The 438-nt window shown below is 69.4% G+C and carries 1 pseudogene; it reads left to right on the forward strand.

Annotation, left to right across the window (positions count from 1 at the left end):
- Positions 1 to 438 (forward strand): annotated as a pseudogene (locus ACSLGO_RS18230) (HNH endonuclease); the annotation flags it as partial.

A 438-nucleotide genomic window follows, 5' to 3' on the forward strand; every position in this document is an offset into this window, starting at 1 on the left:
GTGCAGGCCCGTGCTGCGGCCGTGCTCGACGCGTCCCAGCGCCGGGCCCAGTCCCGTGCCGGTGTCCCGGCAGCCCACCTCGGGCGTGGTGTCGGAGCGCAGATCGCCCTGGCCCGCAGGGATTCCCCGCACCGCGGCAACCGGCACCTGGGACTCGGCAAAGCACTGGTCCACGAAATGCCCCATACCCTGGCCGCACTGGCATCCGGGGTGCTCAGTGAATGGCGGGCAACCCTGCTCGTCCGGGAAACTGCCTGCCTGGACCTGGAAGACCGGCACCGGGTAGACGAACTGATCTGCAAGGACCCGGACTCCCTTGACGGACTCGGCGACCGGAAACTGATCGCCCGGATCCGTTCCATCACCCAGGCCATCGATCCCGCCTCCCAGGTCCGGCGCAACGCGAAGGCCGTCTCCGACCGGTATGTTTCCTGCCGC

It is taken from the genome of Arthrobacter sp. IK3 (genome assembly GCF_051337705.1).
GTDB lineage: Bacteria > Actinomycetota > Actinomycetes > Actinomycetales > Micrococcaceae > Arthrobacter_B > Arthrobacter_B koreensis.